Annotated in this window: 17 protein-coding genes; 4 read left to right on the forward strand and 13 right to left on the reverse strand. The window is 41.2% G+C overall.

The window, feature by feature from the left end; genetic code table 11:
* Window positions 1–78: 78 nt before the first annotated feature.
* The gene (locus WKU26_RS11580; protein WP_340322121.1) at window positions 79–975 is read right to left on the reverse strand and encodes an AraC family transcriptional regulator; all 897 of its coding nucleotides are present in this window, start codon (window positions 973–975) and stop codon (window positions 79–81) included.
* A 102-nt stretch (window positions 976–1,077) separates the two neighbouring features.
* Between WKU26_RS11580 and WKU26_RS11585 the strand changes: the two genes are divergently transcribed.
* From WKU26_RS11585 to WKU26_RS11600, 4 genes are read left to right on the forward strand one after another with little or no spacing between them, the layout of a single operon-like run.
* Window positions 1,078–2,826 (forward strand): class I mannose-6-phosphate isomerase, encoded by a 1,749-nt coding sequence (locus WKU26_RS11585; RefSeq protein WP_340322122.1) that lies wholly within the window; start codon window positions 1,078–1,080, stop codon window positions 2,824–2,826.
* Between the two features lie 4 nt (window positions 2,827–2,830).
* Window positions 2,831–3,931, forward strand: coding sequence for an ROK family protein (locus WKU26_RS11590; protein ID WP_340322123.1), 1,101 nt, complete (start codon window positions 2,831–2,833; stop codon window positions 3,929–3,931).
* A gap of 3 nt (window positions 3,932–3,934) precedes the next feature.
* Window positions 3,935–6,292: a GH92 family glycosyl hydrolase gene (locus WKU26_RS11595; RefSeq protein ID WP_340322124.1), complete on the forward strand. Its 2,358-nt coding sequence runs from the start codon at window positions 3,935–3,937 to the stop codon at window positions 6,290–6,292.
* A 14-nt stretch (window positions 6,293–6,306) separates the two neighbouring features.
* Window positions 6,307–7,461, forward strand: a complete 1,155-nt coding sequence (locus WKU26_RS11600) for an MFS transporter (RefSeq protein ID WP_340322126.1) — start codon at window positions 6,307–6,309, stop codon at window positions 7,459–7,461.
* Window positions 7,462–7,691: 230 nt separating this feature from the next.
* On the opposite strand, the gene tyrS is transcribed toward WKU26_RS11600, so the two are convergent.
* From tyrS to WKU26_RS11655, 12 genes are all read right to left on the reverse strand, one after another.
* Window positions 7,692–8,984, reverse strand: a complete 1,293-nt coding sequence (gene tyrS / locus WKU26_RS11605) for a tyrosine--tRNA ligase (RefSeq protein ID WP_340322127.1) — start codon at window positions 8,982–8,984, stop codon at window positions 7,692–7,694.
* A gap of 81 nt (window positions 8,985–9,065) precedes the next feature.
* Window positions 9,066–9,734: a TatD family hydrolase gene (locus tag WKU26_RS11610; RefSeq protein WP_340322128.1), complete on the reverse strand. Its 669-nt coding sequence runs from the start codon at window positions 9,732–9,734 to the stop codon at window positions 9,066–9,068.
* Window positions 9,718–9,939 carry a membrane protein insertion efficiency factor YidD gene (gene yidD / locus WKU26_RS11615; RefSeq protein WP_340322129.1) on the reverse strand — a complete coding sequence of 74 codons (222 nt, stop codon included), beginning with the start codon at window positions 9,937–9,939 and terminating at the stop codon, window positions 9,718–9,720. Before yidD ends, WKU26_RS11610 begins: the two co-directional genes overlap by 17 nt.
* Complete coding sequence (gene rnpA / locus WKU26_RS11620; RefSeq protein WP_340322130.1) at window positions 9,936–10,331, reverse strand: ribonuclease P protein component; 396 nt, start codon at window positions 10,329–10,331, stop codon at window positions 9,936–9,938. Before rnpA ends, yidD begins: the two co-directional genes overlap by 4 nt.
* Before the next feature lie 122 nt (window positions 10,332–10,453).
* On the reverse strand, window positions 10,454–11,200 hold the full coding sequence (locus tag WKU26_RS11625) for a uroporphyrinogen-III synthase (RefSeq protein WP_340322131.1): 747 nt from the start codon (window positions 11,198–11,200) through the stop codon (window positions 10,454–10,456).
* A 4-nt stretch (window positions 11,201–11,204) separates the two neighbouring features.
* Complete coding sequence (locus WKU26_RS12765; protein ID WP_178267161.1) at window positions 11,205–11,900, reverse strand: DUF4271 domain-containing protein; 696 nt, start codon at window positions 11,898–11,900, stop codon at window positions 11,205–11,207.
* Window positions 11,897–12,484 carry an LOG family protein gene (locus tag WKU26_RS11630; RefSeq protein WP_340322132.1) on the reverse strand — a complete coding sequence of 196 codons (588 nt, stop codon included), beginning with the start codon at window positions 12,482–12,484 and terminating at the stop codon, window positions 11,897–11,899. Before WKU26_RS11630 ends, WKU26_RS12765 begins: the two co-directional genes overlap by 4 nt.
* Window positions 12,485–12,575: 91 nt before the next feature.
* The gene (gene metK / locus WKU26_RS11635) at window positions 12,576–13,868 is read right to left on the reverse strand and encodes a methionine adenosyltransferase (RefSeq protein WP_178267163.1); all 1,293 of its coding nucleotides are present in this window, start codon (window positions 13,866–13,868) and stop codon (window positions 12,576–12,578) included.
* A 402-nt stretch (window positions 13,869–14,270) separates the two neighbouring features.
* Window positions 14,271–15,722: a DUF5074 domain-containing protein gene (locus WKU26_RS11640; protein WP_340322133.1), complete on the reverse strand. Its 1,452-nt coding sequence runs from the start codon at window positions 15,720–15,722 to the stop codon at window positions 14,271–14,273.
* A 21-nt stretch (window positions 15,723–15,743) separates the two neighbouring features.
* Window positions 15,744–16,742: a PKD domain-containing protein gene (locus tag WKU26_RS11645; protein ID WP_445323248.1), complete on the reverse strand. Its 999-nt coding sequence runs from the start codon at window positions 16,740–16,742 to the stop codon at window positions 15,744–15,746.
* A 77-nt stretch (window positions 16,743–16,819) separates the two neighbouring features.
* A complete protein-coding gene (locus tag WKU26_RS11650; protein ID WP_340322145.1) occupies window positions 16,820–17,923 on the reverse strand; it encodes a DUF5074 domain-containing protein in 1,104 nt (367 codons plus the stop codon).
* A gap of 69 nt (window positions 17,924–17,992) precedes the next feature.
* Complete coding sequence (locus WKU26_RS11655) at window positions 17,993–20,005, reverse strand: TonB-dependent receptor (RefSeq protein WP_445323247.1); 2,013 nt, start codon at window positions 20,003–20,005, stop codon at window positions 17,993–17,995.
* Between the last annotated feature and the right edge of the window lie 49 nt (window positions 20,006–20,054).

Genomic DNA, 20,054 nt, shown 5'->3' on the forward strand with positions numbered 1-20,054 from the left:
ATTCTCTTTATCAAAGAGAAAAATCCCGGAGTCTCTTAAAGAGTACTCCGGGATTCTTTTTTATATTTGATAATTGCTTTATTTCCGGTTTGTTTCTTTCTTGCGGTATTCCGAAGGAGATATTCCCATTACTTTGGTAAATACTCGTGAGAAATAGGCGGTTTCTTCAAATCCTAGTTGAATAGCCACTTCGTTTATTTTCATATCGGTCAGTTCAATGTATTGGCAGGCTTTCTGTATCTTCAGGCAGATGAAGTAATTGATTGGTGATACTCCCGTTTCTTTCTGAAACAATGCAGAAAAGTGTGAGGGAGAGTATTTGAAGTTACTGGCCAACTGTTTGAGAGTCATGTTGTGGTGTATATTTTCCCGCATATAATGAATAGCTTTGGAAGCCAGTGAACTGTCTTTGTTGCCTGCTGCCACATTGATATACCGATAAGGTTCCAGATAAATGAAAGAGCCTAAGAAACGGTATAGACTGAGGGAAGTATATACCATGTATTCTTTGATATATCCCATGGAGAAACATTGATAGATCTCTTCGAATAGGTCTAAACGTTCTTGCATTCTTGAAGAATTTCCAGGCTGAATGGGCTGAGGATTGGGAAAAGAGGGAAGAAAGTTAGCGCATAATTTTCCACGGAAATGAATCCAATAGATAGTCCATGGATTATCATTATTAGCCCCGAATGCATAAGGGTTTCCGGGAGGAATAATGATATATTCATTTTGTTTTACTGTATAGGTCTTTCCATGTATCTGATACCATCCTTCTCCGGCAGTACAGTAAATCAGCATGGCATAATCACATCCGTTATTTTTCTGAATATAATGATATTTCACGTGCGGGAAGAAACCTATCCTTCTAAGATATAAGTTTCCTATCAGAGGATCTTTACTGTAAGTAGACAGCAAATCTTCTGGCAGGGAAAGTACACGTTCGCCTCTGAATCCTTCTTTTATTTTCATCACTATCTAAAATAGTAAGATTGTACAATCAATTCACAACAAAGGTAAGGAATGTTCCGTAAGAATTGCTGTACTTTTGTCTAAAATTTAAAATATATAGTTGTCATGAGAGCAAGTAATTACGATAAACATCCTTTTACCGCAGTAAACGGTAATTTGTGGAAAGGATGGGAGAATATTTGTGAAGAACTGATGCATTGTATCCATCAGAAAGCACAGCAGGGTACTTGTGTATGTGTGGTAGAATGTTACCATGGAGTTCATCACGAAGAATTGGAAGCTGGATTTGCTTTGCTGAAACCGGCTTTGACTATTCACACAAAGGATTTGTTTAAATCGGAAGAAGAATTGAAGCCGATGTTGCAGCCGAATATTACAGACGACTGTTTGTTTGGTTTCCGTGCTCATTTCTCGTATGCCGACTTCTTGGATCAGGCTAAAGTAGAAACTGCACAAAAACAGATTGCCGACGCAAAAGGTCTGGTATTGGTATATGGACATGGAGCTGCTACTGTATGTCCGGCTGATGTATTGGTGTATGCCGATATGCCTCGTTGGGAAATCCAATTGCGTGCACGTCGTCATGAAATTAACGGTTTGGGTGTACATAATAGTGAAGAAGCTCCTTCTTATCAATACAAGAGAGGCTATTTTGTAGACTGGATAGTTTGTGACAACTTGAAAAAGACTTTGTTGCCGGTAGCCGACTATTGGTTGGATACAACTATCAGCGGACAACCTAAGATGATTGAAGGAGAAACTTTGCGTAAAGGTCTTGAAAAAACAGCACATCGTCCGTTCCGTGTAGTACCATTTTTCGATCCGGCACCTTGGGGTGGACAGTGGATGAAGGAAGTGTGCGATTTGGATCGTTCGAGAGCAAATTTCGGATGGTGTTTCGACTGTGTTCCTGAGGAAAACAGCTTGAATCTTCAGGTACAAGGTGAATTGTTTGAAATGCCTGCAAACAATTTGGTATTCTATCAGACAAGAAATCTGTTGGGTGGACCGGTAGAAGCTCGCTTTGGCCAGGACTTCCCTATCCGTTTCGACTTCCTCGATACGATGCAGGGAGGCAACTTGAGTTTGCAGGTACATCCTACTACACAATATATTCGTGATACATTCGGTATCTATTATACTCAGGACGAAAGTTACTATTTGTTGGATGCAGAAGAAGGTGCTACTGTATTCCTCGGCTTGAAGACAGGTGTAAATCCGGATGAAATGATTGATGCTTTGAATGAATCGCAGCAGACAGGAAAAGCTTTTGATGCAAATAAATATGTAAATCAGTGGCCGGCTAAGAAACATGACCATTATTTGATTCCTGGTGGTACTATTCACTGCTCCGGAGCAGGTGCAATGGTATTGGAAATCAGTTCTACTCCGAATATCTTTACATTTAAGTTGTGGGACTGGGGCCGTTTGGGATTGGATGGTCGTCCTCGTCCTATCAATATTGGTCATGGTTCAAAAGTAATTCAGTGGGAACGTCAGACAGAATTTACCCGCGAACATCTTATCAACCACGTAGAACCGATGGGTTCTGGAGAAGGCTGGAGAGAAGAACGTACAGGTTTGCATGAAAATGAATTTATCGAAACACGCAGACACTGGTTTACTGGTAAAGTTGCTCATCATACAAATGGCGGTGTGAATGTATTGAACGTAATCGAAGGCGAAGAACTGATTGTAGAAAGTCCGACAAATGCATTTGAACCATTTGTAGTACATTATGCTGAAACATTTATTATACCGGCTTCGGTAGGTGAATATACTATCCGCCCTTACGGTACTTCAGAAGGTAAGGAATGTGGTACCATCAAGGCATTTGTACGCTTTAATGCATAAGATTATGAAGACGGAAAAACGAATTGTAATGACATTGGATGCAGGGGGAACCAATTTGGTTTTCTCTGCCATTCAAGATGGAAATGAGATTGTCTCTCCTATTACTTATCCGTCGGAAGTAGATGACATCCAGGTATGTCTTCAAACTCTGTTGAAAGGTTTCGAGGAAGTAAAGGCTTTGCTTTCCGAATCTCCTGTTGCTATCAGTTTTGCCTTTCCCGGTCCGGCAGATTATCGTGCCGGTATTATCGGAAATCTGCCTAACTTCCCGGCTTTCCGTGGAAAGGGAGTTCCCTTGGGTCCTTTTTTGTCGGAGCATTTCGGTATTCCTGTGTTCATTAATAATGACGGTAATCTTTTTGCATATGGAGAGGCTTTGGCTGGAGCATTGCCGGAAGTGAACGCATTGCTGGAAAAGGCAGGTAACTCGAAACGCTATCATAATCTTATCGGTATTACGTTTGGTACCGGATTCGGATGTGGAATTGTTATTAACCAGGAATTATTGTTTGGAGACAATCAGACTGGTGGACACATCTGGTGCTTGCGTAATAAGAAGTATCCTTCGTACATCGTAGAGGAAAGTGTAAGCAAACGGGCTGTTCCCAGAGTATATAATGAACTATCTGGTAATACTTCTGAATTGACCCCTAAAGATGTATTTGATATCGCCGAAGGGGTATGTCCTGGTAACAGAAAAGCAGCTATAGCAGCTTTCTCTGAGTTGGGAACCATGGCTGGTGATGCCATTGCAACAGCTTTGTCACTGATAGACGGGCTGGTCGTGATAGGGGGAGGACTGGCTGGTGCAGCGAAGTATATTCTGCCGGCACTGATGGACGAATTGAAAGGAAAAATCAGTATGAAAGACGGTACAGAGTTTAATAGACTTTCATCAATTCCGTATTGTCTGGAGAATCCGAATGAATTGGAAGCTTTTCTTCAAAGCGATTCTTATGAACTTGATATACCGGGTACAGATAAGAAAATACGTTGCTGCTTCGATAAGAAGATTGGTGTACTTTTGTCTCATGTGGGCGCAAATCGTGCTATTGCTTTAGGAGCATATTGGTATGCATTGAATGAGTTGGATAAAAATAAATAGAATATGAAGAAATATATACAGACATTGTCGGTCGCATTACTTGCTGTGGGTGGCGTAGCTTGTAGTACAAGTAAAGAGCAGGTAGCTTCTCAGGAAGAATTATTGCAATATGTAGAGCCGCGTATCGGTACGGCTCATTGCCGTTGGTTTCATTTTGCACCAGGTGCAATGCCTTTTGGTATGGCTAAACCGGGACCTTCTACCAATGGCTCTTTAGGAAATGCTTCCGGATGGGAAGCGACGGGATACGATTATCGTGATACTTCTATTGAAGGTTTCCCATGTTTGCATGAATTCCAAGTAGGAGGAATCGTTTTGATGCCTACTCAAGGTGAGTTGAAAACAATACCGGGACTACCTACCGATAGTGTAAAGAAGGGATATCGTTCGGCATTCGACCGTAATACAGAAGTTGTACAGCCTGGATATTATTCTGTACTACTGAAAGATTATCAGATTAAGGCAGAGGTTACTGCAACTCCTCGTGTCGCTTTTCAACGTTTTTCTTTCTCGAAAGGTGGAGAAAATCATATTTTGTTTGATATAGGTAACCGTCAGGGAGAGAGTGGAGCAGCAGTAGATGCTTCTGTCGTTTATACCGAAGACGGCAGGATAGAGGGATGGGTAATAACTGAACCCGAATATGTAAAGAAATATCAGCCGGGAGCACAAGTGCCATTGTATTTTTCTGCTGTAGTAGACAAACAGCCTGATGGTTTTGGTGTATTCAATGGTGATAATGTAAAACAGGGAGTACGTGAAACAAAAGGTGTAGGCGCTGGTGTTTATCTCACTTATCAGGTAAAAGATTCTGTACAAGTGACTGCAAAAGTGGGTTTGTCGTATACTTCTGTAGAAAATGCACGAATCAACTTACAGGAAGAAGCTGAAAATCTGTCGTTCGACGAAGTAAAAGAACAGTCACACCAAACATGGGAAAACTACTTAGGACGAGTACGTGTGGAAACAGCCGATAAGAACAATAAAATTAAGTTCTATACCGGTCTGTACCATGCGTTGCTGGGAAGAGGACTGGTGAACGATGTGAATGGTGCTTATCCGCATCACAATGGCTCTATTGGTCAGCTTCCAATGGAAGGAGACAAGCCTGTACACAATGTGTATAATACCGATGCTATTTGGGGAGGCCAGTGGAATTTGGCTCAGATTTGGGCATTGGCTTATCCGGAATACCTTTCCGATTATATCAGCAGTCATTTGCTGGCTTATAAAGATGCAGGATGGCTGGCCGATGGCTTAGCCAATAACCGTTATGTATCAGGAGTAGGTACTAATCTGTTGAGTACGGTAATTGCGGGAGCTTATCAATGCGGTATACGTGATTTTGATACAAAACTGGCTTATGAAGCTTGCTTGAAAAACGAACTGGATGGAAAGAACCGTCCTTTAGGAGCTGGAAAAGTCGATACAGAGATGTTTGTAAAATATGGCTATGTTCCTCATATGGATGAAGGAAATGGCCCCGATGAGGCGTTTATGTTCTCTGCTTCTCATACATTGGAGTATTCGTACAGTGCTTGGGCAGTAGCTCAATGGGCAAAAGAAAATGGAGATGAGAAGAATTATAATGAATTGATGCGTTTGTCTAAGGGGTGGGAAAGACTTTATGATGCTTCTACAAACTTTATCCGCCCGAAGAAGGCTGATGGTCAGTTTATAGAACCTTTCGATCCGATGCAGGTTTGGAGAGGATTCCAAGAAGGAAATGCATGGCAGTATACTTTCTATGTACCTCATGATACAAAGTCTTTGGTCGAAAAAGTGGGAGCTGATGTGTTTACTGCTCGTTTGGACAGTATCTTTACTCAGTCGCAGAAGAAGATATTTAGTGGTGGTACTGAGGTAGGAGCCTTTGCCGGACTTCAGACGCTTTATAATCAGGGTAACCAGCCTTGTCTGCATATTTCATGGTTGTTCAATGAAGCAGGTCGTCCGTCGCTCACTCAGAAATGGGTTCGTGCTATCTTGAACGAGTTCTATGGAACAGAAGGTATTCACGGCTATGGATATGGTCAGGATGAGGATCAAGGTCAGTTGGGAGCTTGGTACGTGACCTCTTCAATGGGACTCTTTGATGTAAAAGGATTGACAGATTCTGAACCCTCTGTTGGTTTGGGAGCTCCTTTGTTCGATAAGATTACCATTCAATTAAATAATCAATACTACAAAGGCAAGGAATTTGTCATTGAAGTAAAGAACAATACAGCAGAAAATCCTTATGTACAGCAATATACATTGAATGGAGAAGCGTTGCATGAAACGCGTATACCGTTCTCTGCACTGACAGAAGGAGGATATTTACAGATAGAAATGGGCAGTCAGCCTAAAGATCAATATTAAATAATGACATTACTATGAAAACGCCTATATGCGTATCTAAGAATACGTTATTTCCCATCTTATTTGGCTTTTTTGTGATGGGATTTGTGGATGTGGTAGGGATTGCAGCAAACTATGTGAAGAAGGACTTTGTTCTGTCGGAAACACTAACCAATTTGTTGCCGATGATGGTATTCTTCTGGTTTGCTGTCTTCTCTATCCCAGCCGGAGTGATGATGAGTAAGATTGGCAAGAAAAATACAGTGGCTACAGCTATGCTGATAACCATTGTAGCAATGATTTTGCCGATGTGTAGTTACAGTTTTCCTGTAGTTTTGTTTGCCTTTGCCTTGTTGGGCATTGGCAATACAATTCTGCAGGTTACCTTAAACCCTATGGTGGCTGGACTGATTTCGGGGAATGCATTGGCCAGTGTGCTTACATTGGGACAATTTTTGAAAGCAGTTTCTTCTTTCCTTGGTCCGCTTATCGCCGGAGGAGCAGCTTCTTTATGGGGAGATTGGAAACTGATATTTCCCGTATATGCTATTGTTACATTGATTTCAATGCTTTGGTTGTTGGGATGTGTACGCGAGAATACTTCCAAGGAAGTGCATGTAACCAGTTTTTCATCGGCTATTGGTTTGTTTAAAGACCGTTATATTCTGATGTTGTTTCTAGGTATTCTGTTTGTAGTTGGAATTGATGTGGGTTTGAATACTACGATTCCTAAACTGTTGATGGAACGTGTTGGCTTGTCTTTGGATGAGGCTGGATTGGGTACTAGTCTTTACTTTTCTGCCCGTACTATCGGTACATTTGTCGGAACTTTCCTTTTGGTAAGAATTTCTTCCGGTACTTTCCTTAAGCTTAGCATGCTGCTTAGTATTCCGGTATTTATTGGATTGCTATCATTTCAGTCTTTATGGTTGCTTTGTACAATGATTGTACTGGTAGGTTTGCTTTGTGCTAATGTATTTTCTATTCTGTTTTCTTGTGCCTTGCAACACAAGCCAGAATACGATAGTGAAATTTCTGCTTTAATGATCATGGGCGTATCTGGTGGAGCACTGGTTCCATTGTTGATGGGAGTCGTTTCAGATGGATTTAGTCTGACAGCTGGAATGGCGGTATTATTGCTTTGTTTGCTTTATTTGGCGCTGGTATCGTTCCGAATTAAGAAAGTATAAGGTAAAAGCTACGAAAGAATATAAATAGATATTTTTCTTTTGTGAGATAAAGGTTAATGAAGAATAGAGTGGTTATGCCGCTGTAGAAATACATCTATACGAATCGTATCGTTGTGTTTTTGCAGTGGCATCATTCTTTTTATTAATTGGATAGTGTATGAAATAAAAATACCCCTCTGCAAATGTTTGACTTGCAAAGGGGGATTTATAAGATATAAACAGGTTTCTGTTTATTTAGCAATAATCAAGTAGTAGTTTTTCTTACCACGCTGAACAAGCAAATATTTCTCATCCAACAGATCTGCTGTGGTAATCATCTGATCGAAAGCAGTTAACTTTTCTTTGTTCAGTGATACGCCTCCACCTTGTACCATTTTACGCATTTCACCTTTTGATGGGAAAATGTTGGTCTTTTCGGCAAACAAGTCTACAGCCTTGATACCAGCCTCGATGTCAGTCTTAGCTACTTCAAACTGAGGTACTCCTTCGAAAACAGACAGCAGAGTGTCTTCATCCAGCTTTTTCAATGCTTCTGAAGTAGCATTACCAAACAAGATGTTTGAAGCTTCTACAGCAGCATTGTAGTCTTCTTCAGAGTGTACCATGATAGTAACTTCTTTTGCCAGACGTTTCTGCAATGTACGCAAGTGTGGTGCTTCTCTCTGTTCTGCAATCAGTGCATCAATTTCTTCTTTAGTAAGAGAAGTAAAGATCTTGATATAGCGTTCTGCATCTTCGTCGCTTACATTCAGCCAGAACTGATAGAATTTATATGGAGAAGTATAGCGTGGATCCAGCCATACATTTCCCGACTCAGTTTTTCCGAACTTAGTTCCGTCTGCCTTTGTAATCAACGGGCAAGTCAATGCAAATACCTCTCCCCCATTGGTACGGCGAATCAGTTCGGCACCGGTAGTAATATTTCCCCACTGGTCTGAACCACCCATCTGAAGTTTACAGTTCTTGGTTTCGTACAAATGCAGGAAGTCGTATCCTTGTAAAAGCTGATAAGTAAATTCGGTAAATGAAAGACCGTCGCGTGCTTCACCGTTCAGACGTTTCTGAACAGAGTCTTTTGCCATCATGTAGTTTACAGTGATGTGCTTTCCTACAGTACGGGCAAAATCGAGGAAGGTGAAATCTTTCATCCAGTCGTAGTTGTTGACCAATTCTGCACGGTTAGGAGCATCCGACTCGAAGTCGAGAAATTTGCTCAACTGTTTCTTGATACACTCCTGGTTGTGGCGCAGTGTTTCTTCGTTCAACAGGTTACGTTCCTGTGATTTTCCTGAAGGGTCTCCAATCATACCTGTTGCACCGCCTACCAGAGCCAGCGGTTTGTGTCCGCAACGCTGGAAATGCTTCAGAATCATTACGCTTACCAAGTGGCCGATGTGCAATGAATCGGCTGTAGGGTCAATACCTACGTAAGCTGTGACCATTTCTTTTTCCAGTAACTCTTCTGTACCGGGCATCATGGTATGTACCATTCCGCGCCATCTTAATTCTTCTACAAAATTCATCGAATGATATTCTTTGGTTTAAATATTTGTTAGATTCTAGTAAGGGGCAAAAGTACGACTCTTTCTCTGAATAACCAACTTTTATCGGCTAAAAAAGAGCTGGTTAATCGTTGTCTGAACCCTATCTTTGAGCTCTTCTTCAGTAGTGTGGAGTAAAGATGCGGCTTCCTGATAAAGACTGTGTACGGACTGTTCATCTTCATCTGTTTCGATCAGAATTCGGTCATTGGGGATACTTTGTAAGGCTTCGTGATTATACTTACTTCCAAAAGAAAGATAAAATCCTTGTCGGACAAGAGTCTGTGCCAGTTCTCTTTTCCCTCTGAAACCATGGATAATCCATGCACTATGTGGGCAGTATTCTTTTTTTAATGCGATTAGTTCGTTTGTGGTTTTAACAGCATGTAGAATGAGCGGAAGCCGATATTGTTCGGCTATGGGAATGATTTCGCGGAATACATTTAACTGAAGTTCAAAGGGAGTTTGACACAATTTATCCAATCCGGCTTCGCCGATGGCAATAGTTCTTGTATCAGTTGCAGCCATTGTACGAACCCATTCCAATTGGTCTTTATAATCCGCTTCAGATACATACCACGGATGAATACTTGCCGATAGGAATACAGTTTCATTGGGTATTGGTGTGTTCCACATGGAACAGCTGAGAATAACTGATGATGCAGAAGAAGGCAACCGGTGGGTATGGATATCGAGCAGCATAGTCTGGTGATTATTACGGTACAGGGTCATATCCTGAGCCTCCCCATGGATGGCAGCGTAAAAGACGGCGTATGGTGAGATATAATCCTTTTATCGGTCCGTGTTTCTTGAGTGCTTCAACGGCATACTGTGAGCATGTTGGGATGAACCGGCATGAAGGAGGCGTGAAAGGAGAAATACAGTTCCGGTAGAAGTAAATGGGAAGCAAAAGCAGATACGTAATCAGTTTTCTCATGAGAAATGCTCTGTAGTAAGCGTCAGAAGTTTCTTTACTTTTGCTTCTACTTCATTGGAAGAATGAAGCTCATTATCCAACCAAATAAAGGCTATGATAGCCTTTTTGCCGGAAGCAGTCAGAGAGTCGGTCAGAATTTGCCGATGTTTGCGGTAGGCTTCCCTTATCTGACGTTTCACACGATTGCGTTTGACTGCCCGTTTAAAACGTTTTTTAGGTACGCTGATAAGAATAGACACAACAGGCAGATTTTCTTTTTCAACAGGCATATAGACAATACGTAGCGGAAAGGCAGGGAATGATTTTCCGCCACCGGAAAACAAACGTTCAATAAGAATCCGGCTGTTTAAACGTTCTGCTTTTCGTAAAGTCTGTTTTTCTGTTTCTGCCATGATGGGAATTATATAAAAATAGTCCTGAACATAATAACTGTCTACAAAGATAAACTTAAATTGCGTTTCTCAGCGCAGTTGCAGACTTTTTATTATGTTCAGGACAATGATATTCAAATGAATTACTTGTTATGCTCGCCAATGAACATGTCCAATGCTGCAGGCATAGAAGGTGCTACACTTGTAGGAGCTTCTAAGTCGAGACGTAATCCTGCATCTTTTACAGCTTTGGCTGTAGTAGGTCCAAAACTACCAATGGCAATGTCCTTCTGTTCAAAGTTCGGGAAATTCTTCATCAGCGACTGGATACCGGCCGGACTGAAGAATATCAGCATGTCATAGTCGAACTTTTCCTCAGGAGTAAAGTCGTTGCTTACCGTACGGTACATAACGCCTTCTGTATGTTGTATTTTATGTTTGTCCAATAAGTCTTTTACTTCATCGTTGTGCACGTCAGACATTGGGATAAAATACTTTTCTGTGTTATGTTTGACGATTTGTGGTATCAAATCAGCAAACTTACCGGTTGCTCCAAAGAATACTTTACGTTTGCGATATTGCACATATTTCTGTATGTACAATGCAATTGCTTCTGAAGTACAGAAGTATTTCATTGTTTCAGGAATTGTGACGCGCAACTCAGTACACAGATTGAAAAAATGATCAATAGCATGACGTGATGTAAATACGACAGCTGTATGATCTAAAATTGATATTTTTTGTTGTCTGAATTCTTTTGCCGACAGACTCTCAACTTTTATAAACGGACGGAAAACTATCTCCACGCCGTACTTCTCAGCAATGTCAAAATAGGGTGACTTTTCTGATGTGGGTTTAGGCTGAGAAACCAGAATTTTCTTTATCTTCAATTTTCTAAAAGTTTAAAAATAAAAAATGATTAGTATAATTTATTCCTTCCCATAACAAGAAAGAGGGTGCTAATTCGAGAGCGCAAAAGTACAGAATTAAATGTAGAATACCATGAATTTGTTTGAAAAAGTTTCTAATACACTTATAAAATAGCAATATTTTAGTAAAAATAAGAATAAATAGTATGAAAACTTTTGTTGTGGCAAAATTCAGGTCAAAATAAATAATCAATAGTACCACCGGAAATAATAATAGCCCTCCTAAAATTATTACGTCAAAATATGTTTCTATCCATGCCTTGTTTTGCTCTTTCTCGAAAAAAATCCAGTTAATGAAAGAATATAAGGCGTATTTCAGCAATATAAATAAAACGACCGTAAAAATGTAGATCGTTAAAAGAAGCCCATGTGGTATATGAGTGAAAAGATAGGAAGAGTGATCTGCAAAGTAATCATACAGGCATAATCCTCCTAAAATATAGGTGATGCAGTTTAAAACAATACTATGATGAAAGTATGCGTTTGCTACAATTGTTGTTTGATTGTTTTTCCGTCCTCCTTGAAATAATTTCTTGATTCTGAAGAGCAGATATTTCTTGCCGTCTTTCAGTACAAATGTACCGAGAAAAAAGCAAAGCAGTACAATGCAGGTGATAAACCAGTCTGCACGCAGCATGTAAGGTATGGGTTCTCCGTTCATATTGCTGCAAATTTACGAATATCTTTGCTCCACAAAGGAGTAGAGTATAATAAATTGAGGGCTTCTTGTGGCGTTGTAGCTACCTGCCAGATATGTCCATGTTCCCGGCGCATGAAATTTTCTTCTATAGCAAGCTCCAGCATTTCAAGTAACGGATTGTAGAATCCGTTTATATTAAGAATGACAATCGGTTTCAAGTATAGCCCAAGTTGTTTCCAGGTAATGATTTCAAGCAATTCTTCCAGTGTTCCGCAACCTCCCGGCAGTGCAATGACACCGTCCGAAAGATCGGCCATGATTTTTTTGCGTTCGTGCATGCTTTCGGTCTCTATCAGTTTGGTAAGCCCTTTATGGTGCCATCCTTGTTCTACCATAAAATGAGGTATAACTCCCGTCACTGTTCCTCCGGCAGCCAGTGCGGCATCGCTGATACTACACATCAAGCCTAAACATCCGGCACCATTGATTAAATTGATACGCTGACGAGCAAGTAGTTTACCTAATTCTTGTGCTGCTTCAAAATAAATCGGAGCGATTTTAGTACTGGAAGCACTATAGACGCATACATTTTTTATATCATTCATAAACGAGGAATACAATACGGGAAATAAAAAATAAAGAATGAGAAATAAATTTATAACTCATTCTTTATTTTATTCTTTTATTGAAAAAAGATTAGAGTCCAAAAGCTTGTTTTACTTTGTCTACGTAGTCAAGTTTTTCCCAAGTAAACAGTTCTACTTCTACTTCTTTGTTACCTTCGTAGGCAGATTCAAAGTATTTGGTTACAACTTTAGGTTCACGTCCCATGTGGCCGTATGCTGCAGTTTCGCTATAAATAGGATTACGCAGTTTCAGGCGTTCTTCGATGGCACGTGGGCGCATGTCGAATATTTCGTCAACTTTCTTGGCAATTTCACCGTCGGTCATAGCTACATTGCTGCGTCCGTATGTATTGACATAGATATTAATCGGACGAGCTACTCCGATAGCATATGAAACCTGTACCAATATTTCATCGGCTACTCCGGCAGCTACCAGGTTTTTGGCAATGTGACGTGCTGCATAAGCTGCACTACGGTCTACTTTGCTTGGATCTTTTCCAGAGAAAGCACCACCGCCATGAGCACCGGCACCTCCGTAAGTGTCGACAATAATCTTACGTCCGGTCAATCCGGTATCTCCATGTGGGCCACCGATTACGAATTTACCGGTTGGGTTTACGTGGTAAGTAATCTGGTCGTTGAACAAAGCCAATACTTCCGGATTGTGAATTTCTGCAATGACACGAGGCATCAGGATTTCGATGACATCCTTGCGGATTTGTGCCAGCATTTCTTCGTCTGCTTTCAACTGTGCTTCTTTAGAGTCGTCGGCAGGCTGTACAAATTCGTCGTGCTGAGTAGAAACTACGATCGTATCGATACGAACCGGACGGCGATTGTCATCGTATTCAATGGTTACCTGGCTCTTTGCATCCGGACGAAGATAAGTCATAACCTTGCCTTCACGGCGGATTTCTGCCAGTACCATCAGTACTTTATGTGCCAAGTCGAGAGACAGTGGCATATAGTTTTCTGTTTCTTTGGTTGCGTAGCCAAACATCATTCCCTGGTCGCCTGCACCCTGATTCATCGGGTCTTCGCGTTCTACTCCTCGGTTGATGTCAGGACTTTGTTCGTGGATAGCCGAGAATACACCGCAAGAGTTTCCTTCGAACATGTATTCACTCTTGGTATATCCTATTTTGTTGATGACTTCGCGTGCTACACGTTGCAGGTCGATATACGCTTTGGTTTTCACTTCTCCTGCCAAAACTACCTGTCCGGTAGTAACCAATGTTTCGCAAGCTACTTTCGAGTTAGGATCGTAAGCCAGCAATTTGTCGAGTACGGCATCAGAAATCTGATCCGCTACTTTGTCAGGGTGTCCTTCAGACACAGATTCAGATGTGAATAAGTATCCCATGTTTTTAATAATTAAGTAATTAATGATTAATATTATCCGTGTACGGACAAGAGTAGAAGTGTTATCTGCAAGGAAGCACTATGTATTTTAGCATTTTTTTGCGTGGTTGCAAGCTACTCAAATCTTTCCACTTTTTCTTTTCGGCTGCAAAGATAGAGATATAAATTGGAATAATTACAATTTACGCTTTATTTTAACACATTTAACGTCAGCTTATTGCTGATTGGTTTATTGGAATATCCGTTTGGGGGAGTAATTGGAAATCAGGTTGATAGCACTCAGGTTATGGGGCTTTAGCGCTTCTTTGGTATTTTACTTGTTGAGTATTTAAAGCAAAAGATCCGTATAAATTGACTGGTATATCATTTATACGGATCTTTATTTACAAATAGATATTGATTATTAGATTTTGCTATTTGCAGTAATAATAGCCTGGATTGTTTTGGTTATACGTACACCGTTTGATATTACATCGATAGTACATGTAGTTTCCCCAGTTGTATTTCCTGCTGTAATTGTCAATATCCCATTTTCAAGGTTTATTTTGCTGAATAAATCTTCATTGGCAAATTCTACAGACTTCTGGATAGTAGATTGTATGTTATCGTAGTCTACAACTTTATCGTTGAGATTGATGGTTTTTGTTTCTCCTGGTTCCAATGATATCTGATTCAACAAAATTTGGGGCTTGTTGGCGTCTTCGAAGAAAGGAATTGCCGGGAACCAATAATACCAGTCTCCTTCTCCTGCTGTGCCGTTGTTTCCCTTTAGTCCGAAATGAGTAATTTCTTGTCCTTCATTATTGATTTTGTAAATCCAGTTATATAAATAACTGCTTCCCCATCCGTCATGACAAACCGTGAGAATCAGTTCGTCGGTAAGAGGATCCACACGTAATCCGGCTCCATAAAAACACAGCTGCTGTCCTTCATCACTTATTCCCAGCTTATAGAAATTAGTGTTGGCAGTATTTGTATCAATATTATATTGGACAATACTTTTGGCACCTCCAAACATCCCACCTCCACTTGCCCAGTAGAGTACATTTTTCTGTGTGCTTGCACAAAAACTTCCGGCATTCCAAGCGCCCCATACATTACTCATTTTTTGTCCATCAGGATAGTCTATCTCTGTAGTTTCCAATGTTTCAGGATTTATCTTCATCAGCTTGTCGGAGCCGCCTCCCCATATTGTACCATCTTTACTTTGGGTAATTGAGTTGAAAGAACCTTCTATTGTATGGATTAACTGATCTGTATGAGCATCAATTACATATATCTTTCTGGAAGATACAGCAAATACTTTACCATTGGCATAACACATGTTTCCTATTTCCCCGGTTATTCCTTCTATGGCATTACCTGTTTTTAGTTGGGCAATATCAAATACTATGATACCGTTGCTTGTGCTGACATAGCCTTTTTGGTCATTTACTCCGATAAAATAACGTCCATCTCCCTGTAAATCTGTAATGGAAACTTTCTTTTTTAAGGTCGTAGCATCGGCTACCACCATGCGAGTACCTTGTTTGGATATGAGATAAATGCAGCCTCCCCATATCGTACCAAATTCGGTAGTTGTACCGAGTGTTTCTCCTTCGTTGGCATTGCGGTAAGCACGATAAGTGATGTCGTAATTATCTCCGTTTTTCAGAAAATAATTGACTGTTCCCTCGTCATGTCCAAACCAGTCTTCATTGGCTACGAAAAACCCTTTTGCAGCCACTGGGGGAGTTGGAGTAGAGTCTTCAATTATATTACCCTCTTGAGTGGGATCATTAAGGTCATTACAAGAGGTACATATCAAAAGTGAGAGTAAAGCAATATTCCAAAGATTAATTGGTTTTGTTTTCATTTTATTGTGTTGTGATTAGTATTAATAAAGTGATCTGATTTCTTCTTTCAGCAAATGTAAATCCTCTACGCCTGATATTTCTGTAGAGCACTCTCCTATCCATCCATTTTCCTGGTTGATACCTGTATATATTTTTATGAAATCTACTCCGGGAAGATGAGCGGGATTTCCCTGTGCATCTACAGCCCAGTCAATGTCAATAGCTGCTTCTGTTTCTGTGTTCATTGCATTGTCAGCGTATCCATACTGAAATTTATATAATACAAAATAGTTGCCTTGGCCGCTTTCATCAATTCCGTTTTGTGGAAGGCAGGTTCCTTTGAAGGTAAGTTTATCGGCATTCACCCATTGCGGGAAATAAGGTTGGCTGTAAAACTGATTCATCACTTTATAACCACTGTTACCCTGATTGTCTTCCCATCGGATGTATTTTTCCTTCTCTTCCGGTGTTGTAGGTACTTTTTCCGGACGATAATAGGTAATTTCATATCCTTTATACAGATGGACATCGTTTCCTGCATTTTGCGCCAGAGTGTACCAGGCTTCTCCCGAAGGATTTCGGTGAGCACTTCCGGCTATCTCGTACCATTCGTCTGCGTCCGGCTGTTTATTCCCATTTTTATCATAGGCAACCATGATGATGCCTGGTTCTGAGCTTCCTCCTATCGGGGCATCAGGGTTAGGGTTAGCAGCAGAGTAAAAGGCATTTCCCAATACTCGAAAATCGCATAGCCCGTCTTTGTTTTCAATGGTGTGATCGAATCCTACAGTCACATATCCTCCATATCCTCCTAAAGAGATCATGCCTTTCCTGTTGTGACCGATGGCTTCTAAAACCTTCTGATTCATAGTCTCCTGAGTATCTCCTTCTTCGTATTCGGGTATGGTGTTGGTCAGCTGTCCTACGGCTGGCATATAATCAAGAACCTGAGTAATATAGGGTGTACTTCCTGGAGGACAGACTTCAGGTTTTTCATTAGGGTCGTACTCGGAAGAGCAAGATATCATAGTTCCCGCCATCAGGCTACTTGCGGCTATAATTGACCAGGCTGAATGTTGTAACTTTGTTTTCATAAGATCTATTCTTTATTTAGTATTTAATTAAAATCTTGTGTCGTAAAGGCAAAATGTGCCGGAATATCTCCTGTACGAACTTTCCAGCGTAGCTTTCCTTCTTTGGAGAAACAATACAAGTATCCTGGTGTTACATAGTTGGTAGCATCGGATACAAAGATTTCTTTCGTTTCCGGATTAACAGCTATTCCGTAAGGAAGTTTGATTTCTTTTTCTGTGCCATCGGTAATGAAATTGCCCGGAATCAGTTCTTCTTTCTGAGTGTCGTATTGTGAAAATCCGATTGTATTACTTCCGGTTATGTAATTCCATTCGGTACTTATCATGTAGAGCTGGTCGTCGCAAAGGCACATTTCGTTGGCTGCCACTCCTAAGTTCCCGATAACCTTTTCTGTCTGGCTGTCGATTACGAAAACATCAGATCCTGTACCGTAATAGTCTCCTCTTGAGCTGACGTAGATACGTCCGAACCTGTCAATTTCCATGCGGTGCAGGTTGATGGCTACATCAATGGTATTGACTACCTGAAATGTATTCAAATCGATTACCGAAACAGTGCGGTCGTAATTAGGGAAACGGTATCCTCCGGAATTGGCCACATATAGTCTGCCGTTGTTGATTACCATTTCTTCCGGCTGGTATCCAACTACCACTTCCCGCGTAATTTGCAAGGTATTGACATCTACTTCTACCACTTTTCCCGGACGTGCATTAGGGTCAATTTGCACGGGACCTGCATATGAGCTGATATAAGCTTTTCCTTCATTAAAAGTGATGTATCGGCAGTTTGTGATATTAATACTTCCGATATGCACCCCTGTGCGTACATCCATTACTTCTACAAAGTGTGAGCAGTTGATTACGGCAAAAAGTTTATTCCCGTAAATAGCAATGTCATTTCCTACATCGCCTAACTCCTTTACTACTCCGGGATTTCGCTCTGCATAAATGTTACGGTGATAGCCTCCGGTATTATAGTCGAAGAAGTCGAGTGTACACTTGTTGCTTCCCATATTTCCTTCGTTCAATACATAGAGTCCTTTGATTGACTTCGGCAAAGTGGGATCGGTTACATATTCTATTTCAGATTCAATGACCGGAAGTTCTCCCCGGCATCCTGCAAGCATGAAGCCGATGAAGACAGATAGAACAAAACTGTATGTATGGTGGAATAATTTTATAAAGTCCGTTTTCATTTAAAAAGTATATTGTGCAATGAGTTTGAAATTGATACCCGGCATAGGATAGCAAATCACCACTTCGTATTGCTGGTTGAACAGATTGTTGATTTCTAATGTCAGTTTCAAGTCGCCCGGACCGATTCGCTGGGTTTTGGCTACCGATAAGTCGCTGGTATACCATGGCAGCTGGTAATTGGCCAGAATATTGGCTTGCGACGAATACCGCTCTCCTGTATAGATAAAGCTATAGTTGGCTTCCCACGAGCGCCAGTTGGCATTTACTGCTGCCGAACCGCTATGCCAGGGAATGTAAGGTATCTGTCCTCCATAGAACTCATCGTAAGGGTCGGTGAAGTCCTGTGCTTTTTGATAGGTATAGTTGATTCTTCCGTTCAGGTGGAACTCTCTTCCTATTTGCCATCCGGTTTGCAGGGCAGCGTCAATACCTCGTATTTCCACTTTTCCCAGGTTAATCATTGTCCACCGGAAAAAGTTGGAAGTCGGTGTAGCTATAATTTTATTTTCAACTTCGTTGTAATATACGTCTGTCTGCACTTCTATGTAGCGAAGCCAACTATGGGAAAAAGATTTGCTATAGGTAAATCCCAGATTGTACTGGTTTGTATACTCAGGGTCCAGATCTACATTTCCTACAAAAGTATAATACAAGTCGTTCAAGGTTGGCATTCGAAAGATACGCTTGTAAAAGCCACGGATATTCAAGTCGACTGATTCGAATGGCTGATACGAGGCGACTACAGCTGGAGTCCATTCCTGTTTGTCGGGGGCCGATTCGTTTTCTGTCCGGACTTTATCGTGTACAAAAGTTCCAAGCAGGCTGGCCTGTGCTTTAAACCGGTCGAGTGAAATGGCTGTGGCGGCTGCTATCAGTCCGGTATGCCGGCGAGGATATACAAAGTCCTGTAAATCGGCATTCAGTAAATTGAACTGATAGTCGGCAGACACGCTGACATCCCATCCCGGTAAAATGGTAAACCGGTTTGCAGCCGAAGCATAAACTTCCTGTTGGTAATAATGATTGTTGGTATACATCAAAGATTCATCTTTGTTCGGATCTGCCAGATAATGCAAATAGTCGTAGGCATATTTTACGTTGCATAGCAGGCTGTACCGGGATGAAAAATCTTTTTTGAATGTACCCTGTGTGAAAAAATTAGTATCCCACTGGCGGTCTTCGTGTGAGAACTTGTTGCGTACAATGGCACCGGGATATCCTCGCTCGGAGTTATACAGATAGGCTTTTGCACGCCAATATCCCTGGTCTATTTTTCCAAACAGTCCGCCTTCTACGCGCAGAGCCTGTACATCACCATTTTGACGTACAGCGGTAGTATCGTATCCGTCTTTAGTCTGATAGCGGAATTTATATTTTCCGGTGGTATACATATATTCGGCGCTGAGAGAGCTGTAAAGTTTGTCGTGAATTTTCTGCTCCCATAATATGGAGGGATTGACTACTCCAAACGAACCGGTCTTAAAGGTTGTCTTTACATGGTAACGTTCTTCGTCTTCAAACTTTGGAGTACGCGACTGTAAATAAATAGACCCGGCAGAGCCGAAATCCTTTGCAGGTTGGAAAATAGCACTTTTCTGACCGTTGTACAGCGTAACCGATTCCATGTTGTCCAAAGAGAATCGTCCCAGGTCTACGGTACCGTTCTGTGCGTTACCCAGCTCAATGCCATCGTAGAATACCCCTACATGATTGGTTCCCATGCTTCGGATGTTTACGGTTTTCAGGCCTCCTACTCCTCCGTAATCTTTGATTTGTATTCCGGAGAAATAACGCAATGCATCGGCCACATTATGTGAGCTGAGGCGCTGCAATTCGTTTCCGGACAGTTGCTGTACGGGAATAACTTCTTTTTGGAAAGTACGTGCCGTTACTACGACTTCTCCCAAATGTTGTAGGCTATCCAGCTTACTTTGTGCATATATAGAGATACAATGTCCCCATACAAGGATACACATCAGCCAAACAGCACGCATGATGGTCTGCTTATACATGTCGGTTCTTATAAAATGAAAAAACAGGCTACAGTTTCCCTAACCCCAG

Source organism: Phocaeicola sp. HCN-40430 (assembly GCF_037890285.1).
GTDB lineage: Bacteria > Bacteroidota > Bacteroidia > Bacteroidales > Bacteroidaceae > Phocaeicola > Phocaeicola acetigenes.

What these genes read in the sequence shown, in the direction of transcription:
- metK (WP_178267163.1), bottom strand. Translation starts at nt 13,868, where the DNA reads ATGGGATACTTATTCACATCTGAATCTGTGTCTGAAGGACACCCTGAC.
- yidD (WP_340322129.1), bottom strand. Translation starts at nt 9,939, where the DNA reads ATGAGAAAACTGATTACGTATCTGCTTTTGCTTCCCATTTACTTCTAC.
- WKU26_RS11610 (WP_340322128.1), bottom strand. Translation starts at nt 9,734, where the DNA reads ATGACCCTGTACCGTAATAATCACCAGACTATGCTGCTCGATATCCAT.
- WKU26_RS11645 (WP_445323248.1), bottom strand. Translation starts at nt 16,742, where the DNA reads ATGGCGGGAACTATGATATCTTGCTCTTCCGAGTACGACCCTAATGAA.
- WKU26_RS11630 (WP_340322132.1), bottom strand. Translation starts at nt 12,484, where the DNA reads ATGAATGATATAAAAAATGTATGCGTCTATAGTGCTTCCAGTACTAAA.
- WKU26_RS11585 (WP_340322122.1), top strand. Translation starts at nt 1,078, where the DNA reads ATGAGAGCAAGTAATTACGATAAACATCCTTTTACCGCAGTAAACGGT.
- WKU26_RS12765 (WP_178267161.1), bottom strand. Translation starts at nt 11,900, where the DNA reads ATGAACGGAGAACCCATACCTTACATGCTGCGTGCAGACTGGTTTATC.
- WKU26_RS11595 (WP_340322124.1), top strand. Translation starts at nt 3,935, where the DNA reads ATGAAGAAATATATACAGACATTGTCGGTCGCATTACTTGCTGTGGGT.
- WKU26_RS11590 (WP_340322123.1), top strand. Translation starts at nt 2,831, where the DNA reads ATGAAGACGGAAAAACGAATTGTAATGACATTGGATGCAGGGGGAACC.
- WKU26_RS11650 (WP_340322145.1), bottom strand. Translation starts at nt 17,923, where the DNA reads ATGCTTGCAGGATGCCGGGGAGAACTTCCGGTCATTGAATCTGAAATA.
- rnpA (WP_340322130.1), bottom strand. Translation starts at nt 10,331, where the DNA reads ATGGCAGAAACAGAAAAACAGACTTTACGAAAAGCAGAACGTTTAAAC.
- tyrS (WP_340322127.1), bottom strand. Translation starts at nt 8,984, where the DNA reads ATGAATTTTGTAGAAGAATTAAGATGGCGCGGAATGGTACATACCATG.
- WKU26_RS11655 (WP_445323247.1), bottom strand. Translation starts at nt 20,005, where the DNA reads ATGTATAAGCAGACCATCATGCGTGCTGTTTGGCTGATGTGTATCCTT.
- WKU26_RS11640 (WP_340322133.1), bottom strand. Translation starts at nt 15,722, where the DNA reads ATGAAAACAAAACCAATTAATCTTTGGAATATTGCTTTACTCTCACTT.
- WKU26_RS11600 (WP_340322126.1), top strand. Translation starts at nt 6,307, where the DNA reads ATGAAAACGCCTATATGCGTATCTAAGAATACGTTATTTCCCATCTTA.